The sequence below is a fragment of the Actinokineospora bangkokensis genome (assembly GCF_001940455.1).
GTDB classification, from domain to species: Bacteria; Actinomycetota; Actinomycetes; order Mycobacteriales; family Pseudonocardiaceae; genus Actinokineospora; species Actinokineospora bangkokensis.
In genome coordinates this window covers 461,471-470,110 of sequence record NZ_MKQR01000009.1, presented here as the reverse complement: position 1 = coordinate 470,110, position 8,640 = coordinate 461,471, and the positions used below count along the sequence as shown (strand labels likewise).

Annotated in this window: 9 protein-coding genes; 5 read left to right on the top strand and 4 right to left on the bottom strand. The window is 75.1% G+C overall.

The window, feature by feature from the left end; all coding sequences use genetic code 11:
• Positions 1 to 36: 36 nt before the first annotated feature.
• The gene (locus BJP25_RS10315; RefSeq protein WP_075974595.1) at positions 37 to 513 is read right to left on the bottom strand and encodes a hypothetical protein; all 477 of its coding nucleotides are present in this window, start codon (positions 511 to 513) and stop codon (positions 37 to 39) included.
• A 567-nt stretch (positions 514 to 1,080) separates the two neighbouring features.
• The gene (locus BJP25_RS34080; protein ID WP_075974594.1) at positions 1,081 to 1,629 is read right to left on the bottom strand and encodes a hypothetical protein; all 549 of its coding nucleotides are present in this window, start codon (positions 1,627 to 1,629) and stop codon (positions 1,081 to 1,083) included.
• 44 nt (positions 1,630 to 1,673) lie between these two features.
• Here BJP25_RS34080 and BJP25_RS33165 point away from each other — a divergent pair, with 44 nt between their 5' ends.
• The 5 genes from BJP25_RS33165 to BJP25_RS10285 all read left to right on the top strand — a co-directional run bounded on the left by BJP25_RS33165 (position 1,674) and on the right by BJP25_RS10285 (position 6,753).
• Positions 1,674 to 2,318 carry an arsenate-mycothiol transferase ArsC gene (locus BJP25_RS33165; RefSeq protein WP_075974593.1) on the top strand — a complete coding sequence of 215 codons (645 nt, stop codon included), beginning with the start codon at positions 1,674 to 1,676 and terminating at the stop codon, positions 2,316 to 2,318.
• A gap of 148 nt (positions 2,319 to 2,466) precedes the next feature.
• On the top strand, positions 2,467 to 3,591 hold the full coding sequence (locus BJP25_RS10300) for a polyprenyl synthetase family protein (protein WP_084793851.1): 1,125 nt from the start codon (positions 2,467 to 2,469) through the stop codon (positions 3,589 to 3,591).
• An 11-nt stretch (positions 3,592 to 3,602) separates the two neighbouring features.
• Positions 3,603 to 5,081, top strand: a complete 1,479-nt coding sequence (gene crtI, locus BJP25_RS10295) for a phytoene desaturase family protein (RefSeq protein WP_075974815.1) — start codon at positions 3,603 to 3,605, stop codon at positions 5,079 to 5,081.
• Positions 5,078 to 6,061, top strand: coding sequence for a phytoene/squalene synthase family protein (locus BJP25_RS10290; RefSeq protein WP_075974591.1), 984 nt, complete (start codon positions 5,078 to 5,080; stop codon positions 6,059 to 6,061). Before crtI ends, BJP25_RS10290 begins: the two co-directional genes overlap by 4 nt.
• Positions 6,058 to 6,753 carry a class I SAM-dependent methyltransferase gene (locus tag BJP25_RS10285; protein ID WP_075974590.1) on the top strand — a complete coding sequence of 232 codons (696 nt, stop codon included), beginning with the start codon at positions 6,058 to 6,060 and terminating at the stop codon, positions 6,751 to 6,753. Before BJP25_RS10290 ends, BJP25_RS10285 begins: the two co-directional genes overlap by 4 nt.
• Positions 6,754 to 6,760: 7 nt before the next feature.
• Here BJP25_RS10285 and BJP25_RS10280 read toward each other — a convergent pair whose 3' ends face one another.
• Both BJP25_RS10280 and BJP25_RS10275 read right to left on the bottom strand, forming a co-directional pair.
• Positions 6,761 to 7,765: a DUF5914 domain-containing protein gene (locus tag BJP25_RS10280; RefSeq protein WP_408607127.1), complete on the bottom strand. Its 1,005-nt coding sequence runs from the start codon at positions 7,763 to 7,765 to the stop codon at positions 6,761 to 6,763.
• Positions 7,766 to 7,811: 46 nt separating this feature from the next.
• A complete protein-coding gene (locus BJP25_RS10275) occupies positions 7,812 to 8,639 on the bottom strand; it encodes a YhjD/YihY/BrkB family envelope integrity protein (protein WP_084793850.1) in 828 nt (275 codons plus the stop codon).
• Position 8,640 lies beyond the last annotated feature (1 nt).

Below are 8,640 nucleotides of genomic sequence, written 5' to 3'. Positions count from 1 at the left end.
GGGCGGCGGCAGCGCGGTCGATCACAGCGCGGTCGATCACCTGGTGGCGTGCTGCGCGGGCAGGTGCACGGGCCGGAGCAGGTCGTCGATGCCCCGCTTGGTGAGGATCACCGCGGTGGTGCGGCGGTTGGGCGAGTGCAGCGCCCAGTGCGGGTCGATGTCGAGCACGACCCCGATCGCCTTCGCCGCGCCCAGAGCCGTCGTCAGCCAGGACCCGAGCATGCGGTCGGGGTAGTGCACGATCGCCACCAGGTCGTCGCGGCGGTACCACTCGTCGGGCCTGCGCTCGCCGGTGAGGACCTCGCGGCCGAACTCGCAGACGGTCTGCCACGCCGTGCGCTTGCCCGCGCAGTGCGGGCGCGCCAGGGCGCACGGGCAGTGCCTGCGGTCGTGGTCGACCGCGGCGGGCCTGCCGTCGAAGCGCCAGGAGTAGAGGCCGTGGGCGTGCAGCCGGTTTATCGATTGCTCCTCCTCGTGCGTCGCAGCGGCGCGGTAGGAAATTCGAGGCTGCATGGCAGGCAGAATAGGGGCGTCCGCGCCACAGGATTCCAGACCACACCCGAAAGTGTGGTTTGACGGTTTGTCCATTCGGCGGCCGCGGGGCGGAGTGGATTCCGCCGACACTTCTCGACCCGGAGCGCCCTCGCCGCGAGGTTGACCCGCTCAGCCCCGTGGACGACCACCCGGACGGCGTGCCGCTTCACCCTGCGCCACCTGGTTGTCCCGCCAATCACCAGGCCCGATGCGGACATCCACCCAGCACGTACGGCATACGCCGGGCCCCCCGGGAGCCGAGGGGCCGGGGAACCACGGTCGGGGTAACCCGATGGGCTCGACCTGATCGTGCGACAGGTTGGCGGTAACGCTCACGGCGCGTCACCTCCGCGCTACCGGAACCGGGACCGGCTCCGTCCACGTAGCACGGTCGAGATCGTCCACAATGCAATTGTCGCGCGGTGGACATCCCGCGCCGATCCCGCTCGGCAAGATCGACTCGTTGTCCCCCGCCGGGCTGCGGTAGTTCTTGCTCACCTTGTCCGGCGAGCGAGAAAGCGACCAGATGCGCCACCACAAGACCGCTCACGTCATCGCAGCCATCACCGCCTCAGCCGCCCTGTCCCTCGCTGGCGTCGCCGCGGCGCTCGCGGACCCGGCGCCCCAGCAGGCGGTCGCGACCACCGGGTCCGCCGACCCCTCGGAGTCGTCCACCCCGTCGGGGTCCTCGACGCCCACCAGCAGCGAGTCCACTGAGGAGCCCACCTGCCCACCCTCCGAATCGGACACCCCGAGCGCTGCGCCGTCCACGGCGGACAGCTCCACCGAGCGGGCGGCGGCGGAGCCGACCCCCAGCGCCGAGCCCTCGGAGACCCCCGAGCCCTCGGGCAGCGCTGAGCCGTCCGCGAGCACCGAACCGACCGAGCCCACCGACCCGACCGAGCCCACCGAACCGTGCGCGACCGAGGAGCCGAGCGCGACGGAAGAGCCGACCGAGGAGCCGAGCGCGTCGGCGGAGCCGACTGAGGAGCCGACCGGGGAGCCGTCGAGCTCGACCGAGCCCGAGCCCGGCGCGGGCAGCTGACCCACCGGGTCCCGGGCGCCGCCGATCGGCGCCCGGGACCCGCCCGGCACCGGTCCCCCGCCCACCCCGCACCCGCAGCAGCACTGGAGGAAGCGTGACCACGTCGTCGAACGCCTGCCGGATCCTCGTCGTCTGCGACGACAACCAGCGCCGCTCACCGCTGGTGCAGGCGATGCTCGGCGCCCGGCTGCGGCGCGTGCGGGGCACCCGCTGGCAGATCAGCAGCGCGGGCACCGACTGCGACCCCGGCGACCCGGTCGACCGCGACGTCGCGCCGTTCGTGCCCCGCCCGGGCCTCGACGTCGACCGGTTCCGCACGCGCAGGCTGACCGCCGACCTGGCCCGCGACGGCGAGGTGATCATCACCATGACCCGGCTGGAGGCGGCGAGCGCGATGCGCCTGGACCCCACCGCGATCCGCCGCACCGTGACCCTCGCCGAGCTGGCCCGCTGCGCCGGGCGGCTGGGGGCGCTGGAGACCGGCCGGGGGCGGGCGGCGATGCTGGAACTGGTCCGCCTCGCGATCCGCGACCGCGGCCCGACCCGGCCCGACGACCCGGCCGAGGACGACATCACCGGCCCGAGCGCCGACCCGCGCCTGCTGCCCGCCACCGTCCACCAGCTCTCGACCGCCGTCGACGCGATCTCCGCGCTCGTCAACGACGCGCACCCCGCGGCGCGGTCGATCCCCGCCCAGCGCGGGCAGAGCACCCGCGCGAGCCTCGCCCGGGGACGGTGAACCGCGCGTTACGCGTCTCTCACCTGCGCGGAGGTGCCGCGCACAGCCCGGCGCGTTTGTCGATTCCGTGGTTGGGTAGAACGAGCGCGGTGGCGGTGTTCCTTCGCGCGCCTGGCCTGTGGGAAGTGGACCGAGTGCGGGAGGGGACATGACGTCGAGGACCGTTCGGGCCCGGACAACCGGTGGGGCGTCGGAGGACGTGGAGGCGCGCGAGTTCGAGGACTGGCAGCGGCAGGTGCGCGCGCGGACCTCCGCGCACCTGCGCGACTTCCTCGACCGGCGCTACCGCGAGCACCTCGACGACGAGACGCGGGTGATCGCGAAGGTGCTGGGCACGGCCACCAGCGGCGGCAAGCAGGTGCGCTCGCTGTTCGTGCTGGTCGGCTGGTTGTGCGGGGCCGAGGAGAACCCGGCGGCGGTGCGCGCGGCGGCCAGCGCCGAGCTGCTGCACTGCTTCGCCCTGGTGCAGGACGACGTGATGGACGAGTCCGCGCTGCGCCGCGGCGCCCCCAGCGCGCACAGCATGTTCGCCCAGTGGCACCAGGCCGAGGGGCTGCCGGGATCGGCCCAGCGCTTCGGTGAGTCCGCCGCGGTGCTGGCCGGTGACCTGTGCCTGGTGTGGGCGGGGCAGATGCTGCGCGAGAGCGGGCTGCCCGCGGAAGCGGTGGCCAGGGCCGCCCCGCGCTACGACTGGATGCGCGCGGAGCTGGCGGTGGGCCAGTTCCGCGACCTGCTCAACGTCGTCGAGCAGGAGACCTCGGTCGAGCGGGTGCTCTCCATCGCCCGCGCGAAGTCCGGGCACTACACCGTGCGCAGGCCGCTGGAGCTGGGCGCGGACCTGGCCGGGTGCCCCGCGGAGGTGCTGGGGGCGCTGGGCGCCTACGGCGACGCGGTGGGCGAGGCGTTCCAGCTGCGCGACGACGTGCTCGGGGTGTTCGGCGACCCGGGGGTGACGGGCAAGCCGGTGGGCGACGACCTGCGGGCGGGCAAGGCGGTGACCGTGGTGGCGGTGGCCGAGGAGCTGGCGACCGGCGCGCAGCGCGCCCGGCTGCGCGACCTGCGGCGGGCGGGCGGGCAGGACCGGCTCGACGACGACGCGGTGCTGCGCTGGTTGGCGATCATCGAGGAGACCGGTGCGCGCGAGCGCGTGGAGCAGCTGATCGACCAGCGGCTCCAGCGCGGCCTCACCGCGCTGGCGGCGGCGCCGATCCCCGTGCGCGCCCGCGCGCACCTGACCGCGCTCGCGCGGGTGTGCTGCGACCGGACGAGGTGAACGGAGTGGGGATGCGCACGGTGTCGGGCAGGACCGACCGGGTGGTGGTGGTCGGCGCGGGGTTGTCCGGGCTGGCGGCGGCGCTGCACCTGGCGGGCCGGGGACGCGAGGTCACCGTGGTCGAGCGCGAGCCGGTGCCCGGTGGGCGCGCGGGCAGGCACGACATGGGCGGGTTCCGGGTGGACACCGGGCCGACGGTGCTGACCATGCCCGACCTGCTGGACGAGGCGTTCGCCGCGGTGGGCGACTCGCTGGCGGCGCGGCTGGACCTGCTGCCGCTGGCCCCGGCGTACCGGGCGCACTTCGCCGACGGGTCCCGGTTGGACGTCCACAGCGACCGCGACGCCATGGCCGCCGAGGTGCTGGCGGTGTGCGGACCGGAGCAGGAGCGCGGCTACCTGCGGTTGCGCGAGTGGCTGACCAAGCTCTACCGGGTGCAGTACGACCGGTTCATCGCGGCCAACTTCGACTCCCCGCTGTCGCTGGTGTCGGGGGACCTGGCGCGGCTGGTGGCCATGGGCGGGTTCGGCAGGCTGGACAAGGCCATCGGCCGGTTCGTCTCCGACGAGCGGTTGCAGCGGGTGTTCAGCTTCCAGGCGCTCTACGCCGGGGAATCGCCGCAGCGGGCGCTCGCGGTGTACGCGGTGATCGCCTACATGGACACCATCGCGGGCGTGTACTTCCCGCGCGGCGGGATGCGGGCCGTGCCGGACGCGCTAGCCGCCGCCGCGGCGGACGCTGGGGTGACCTTCGCCTACGAGCGCCGGGTGACCGGGCTGGAGAAGCAGGGCGACCGGGTCACCGCCGTCACCACCGCCGGGGGTGAGCGCTTCCCGTGCGACGCGGTGGTCCTCACCACGGAACCCGACTTCTCCTACGACCTCCTCGGGCGGACACCGCGCAGGCCCACCGGGCTGCGCGCCGCCCCGTCCGCGGTGGTGGTGCACCTGGGCACCGACCGCACGTGGGCCGACGCGGCGCACCACTCGATCTCCTTCGGCGGTGAGTGGGAGCGCACCTTCACCGAGATCATCCGCGAGGGGCGCACGATGAGCGACCCGTCGCTGCTCATCACCCGGCCGACCGCGAGCGACCCCGCCCTGGCCCCGGCGGGCAAGGACCTGCTGTACGTGCTCGCGCCCGTGCCCAACCGGCGGGCGGGCGCGTTGGACTGGGAACGCGAGGGCAAGGCCTACGCCGAGGAGGTGGTGTCGGTGGCCGAGCGCAGGCTCTACCCCGGGTTGGCCGCCTCGGTGGAGGCGACGCACCTGGTGACCCCCGCCGAGTGGGCCGCGATGGGCCTCACCGACGGGACCCCGTTCAGCTACGCGCACTCGCTCACCCAGACCGGCCCGTTCCGGCCGGGGAACTTCCCGCGCAGCACCGCCAACGCCGTGCTCGCCGGGTCGGGCACGGTGCCCGGGGTCGGGGTGCCGACCGCGCTGGTGTCCGGGAAGCTGGCCGCCGACCGCGTGACGGGCAGCCGGTGACCGCCCGGGAGCTGGACGCGGCGGGTGTCACCGACCCCGACCTGCGCGAGGCCTACCGCCGCTGCCGCGCGCTCAACGCCGAGCACGGCCGCACCTACTTCCTGGCCACCCGGCTGCTCCCGGTGCCCAGGCGCGCCTCGGTGCACGCCCTCTACGGCTTCGCCCGCTGGGTGGACGACGTGGTGGACGAGCCGGAGGACACCTCACCCGAGGCGGTGCGCGCGCGGCTGACCGAGGCCGAGCGCGTGTCGGTGGAGGGGTTGCGCGACGGCCGGTCCGACCACCCCGTGGTGTCCGCGCTCGTCGACACGGCCCGCAGGCTGGAGCTGCGCTCCGAGCTGTTCACCGCGTTCCTGCACTCCATGCGCATGGACCTGGACACCACGGACTACCCGACGCGCGCGGAGCTGAAGGAGTACGTGCACGGGTCAGCGGAGGTCATCGGCCTGCAGGTGCTGCCGGTGCTCGGCACGGTCGCGCCCCGCGACGAGGTGGCCCCGCACGCGGCGGCGCTCGGGGAGGCGTTCCAGCTGACCAACTTCATCCGGGACGTGGCCGAGGACCTGGACCGGGGTCGGGTGTACCTGCCCGCCGACGAGTTGGCCTCCTTCGGCGTCGACCGGGAGCGGCTGCTGTGGTGCCGCGCCCGCGGGTCGGCGGACGGGGCCGTGCGGCGCGCCGTGGCCCACCAGGCCGCGGTGGCGCACGAGGTCTACCGGGTCGCGGACGCGGGCATCCCCCTGCTCGACCCGGTGGCGCGGCCGTGCGTGGCCACCGCGCGGGCGCTGTACGCGGCGATCCTGGACCGGTTGGCCGACGCCGACCACGACGTGTTCGCGGGCCGGGTCCGCGTGGGCCTGCGGCAGCGGGTGTCGGTCGCGGGACCGGCGCTGGTCAGCTCGCTGCGGGCCCGCCGCCGGGCGCGCGCGGCGCGGGCCGCGCCCGCGCAGGCCGTCGCCGCGGTGCGGGAGGCGGGATGAGCGGCAAGGGCGGGATGAGCCGCGAGCGCGTGCCGTCCGCGTTCGACACCCAGGCGCGCAACTACGACAAGCTCGTCGGCCGCAACCCCGGCTACCACGAGCACCTGCTGGCCTCCGCGACGGCGCTCGACCTGCCCGACCGCGGCGCCGGGCTGCGGGTGCTCGACGTGGGGTGCGGCACGGGGTTGTCCACGGCGGCGCTGCTGGAGGTGGCGCCGGAGGCCGACATCACCGGTGTGGACGCGTCCGCGCAGATGCTGGCGAAGGCGCGGGAGAAGCCGTGGCCGGGCACCGTGCGGTTCCGGCACGGGCGGGCTGAGGACATCGCGGACGAAGGCCCGTTCGACGCCGTGTTCGCCGCGTACCTGGTGCGCAACCTCGCGGACCCCGACGCCGTGCTCACCTCGCTCAAGGGGCTGCTGGCGCCCGGGGGCGTGCTGGCGGTGCACGAGTACGTGCGCGGGGCGAACCGGGCGGCGCGGGCGCTGTGGAACGGCATCTGCTGGGCCGTGATCATCCCCATGGGCGGGTTCTCCCCGCTCTACCGGCACCTGTGGCGCAGCGTCAAGGAGTTCGACGACGCCACCGAGTTCGCCGACCGGTTGCGCCGCAACGGGTTCAGCGACGTCGAGGTGCGGGACATGGACGGCTGGCAGCGCGGGATCGAGTACACGTTCCTCGCCCGGCCCTGACGGCCGGTCAGCGCTGCCGGAGGTCGTAGCGGCGTTCGGCGTAGGCGAGGTCGTCGCGCCACAGCCGGGCGGCACCCCACCGCATCAGCGGGCGCAGCAGCGGTGCGAACCGGCCCGCCGTGGCGAAGCCGGGCCGCTCGGAGGTGGCCACCACGGCCTCGACCACCGACGTGCGCGGGCGCCCGTCCGGCCCGGGTCGGCGCGGGGTGGCGTGGGTCTCCACGACGCTGCCCGTGCCCTCCCCCTCGGTGATGCGCATCGTCACCGTGCGCGGCTCGGGGCAGGTGAACTCCGCCTTGACCGGCACGCCCAAGCCCTTGGTGAGCTGGAAGGTCACGTCGACGAGGAAGCGGTCCTCGGCGTCGAGGACCTCGCCCTCCGGCGGGGCGTGGGTGACGGTCAGCCGGGAGAACGAGTACGGGTGGAACCACGCGCCGTGCCACGGGTCGAGCCGGTTGGCCACGATGTCCACCGGCTCGCACACCCCCGTCAGCTCGGCCACCGAGGCGATGGCGGTCGCCGGGTCGGGGCGCGGGCCCAGCACGGGCGCGTCGAGCGGCGGCTCACCGCCGAGGGCGTCGAGGCGCACCCAGGCCAGCACGCCGTCGTCGTGCGCGGGCAGCGCGCGCCAGCCCGGTCCGCCGTCGGCGGTGAGCGGCAGGCCGTGCCAGCGGCAGAGCAGGGTGCCGCACTCGACCTGGCCGTCGGCCAGCGGCGCGCCCAGGTGCGGGCAGGCGCCGGGGCCCACCACGAGGCGGCCGTCCTGGTCGCGCCAGGCCACGAGCTCGACCGGGCCGACGTGGGTGCCGAACGGCCGGTCGGCGCGGATGGCGGAGCTGGCGGCGAGCACGAACCAGTTGCCCGCGGGGCGGGCGAGCGCGCGCTTGGTGGCCGCCTCGATCACCGCGGGCGACGCCTCCCGGTAGGTGGGGCGCTGGCGGGACCACTCCTCGCGGTCCAGCGGGCGCACCGGGACGGAATCCGGCCACCGCGACCGCAGCCAACCGTGCACGACCACTCCTCCCCTGGGGTTCGGACCCCACCCTGCCCCCTGCCGGTCATCCCCGCACGGCGTGCGCGCTCAGCGCCACCCGGTAGCCGAGGAGGACGAGCACGTGCAGCAGGTAGAGCCACAGGGCCAGTGCCACCCCGGTGCCCGCCACGGCGACCCCGGCGAAGGGGGTCGCCCAGTCCACCGGGATGGCCAGGAACACCAAGAAGCCGTGCAGGAACCCCGCCACCACCGCGCCGGTGCCGAAGCCCGCGGCGATGGTCGTGGTGGCCGGGATGCCGGACGGCGAGTAGACCGTGTACACCAGCGACAGCACCGTGGAGACGACCAGCCAGGTGACGTGGAAGGTCGCGATGACCGCCCAGACCGGCCCCGGCAGCGGTCCGGTGTAGAGCGGGCGCACCGCGGGCGCGGTGGCGACGAGCAGGGTCACGAACACCGGGCCCAGCGCGACCACGGGCAGGAACCCCAGCCGGCCCTTCCACCCGGCCATCCGCCCGACCGGCGACCCGGCGAGCTGCCGCATCCCCCGGCGCAGCCCCTCGCCGTAGAACGTGGCGGGGACCAAGGCCACCAGCACCACCACCCACGAGCAGGTGAGCGCCGCGTCCACCAAGCGGGGTATCCCGCCCTGCCCGTCGTGCGCGTCAGGCAGGGCTGCGACGAGGTCGGCGGCGGCGGAGCGGACGGCGTCTCCCCCGGCCAGCACGGCACCGCCGCGCAACGCCACGATCAGCAGCGGGATGCCCGCCAGCAGGGAGAAGAAGGTGAGCCCGGCGGCCCACAGGGACAGGTCGCGCCCGCGCAGCGCGTGGACCGAGTGGCGGACCACCCGCCGGGTGAGGGCGATCTGGCGGGCGGTCGTCGAAGGCACA

Excerpts from the sequence above, each read along its gene's own strand:
- BJP25_RS10300 (WP_084793851.1), top strand. The coding sequence starts at position 2,467 with ATGACGTCGAGGACCGTTCGGGCCCGGACAACCGGTGGGGCGTCGGAG.
- BJP25_RS10315 (WP_075974595.1), bottom strand. The coding sequence starts at position 513 with ATGCAGCCTCGAATTTCCTACCGCGCCGCTGCGACGCACGAGGAGGAG.
- crtI (WP_075974815.1), top strand. The coding sequence starts at position 3,603 with ATGCGCACGGTGTCGGGCAGGACCGACCGGGTGGTGGTGGTCGGCGCG.
- BJP25_RS10285 (WP_075974590.1), top strand. The coding sequence starts at position 6,058 with ATGAGCGGCAAGGGCGGGATGAGCCGCGAGCGCGTGCCGTCCGCGTTC.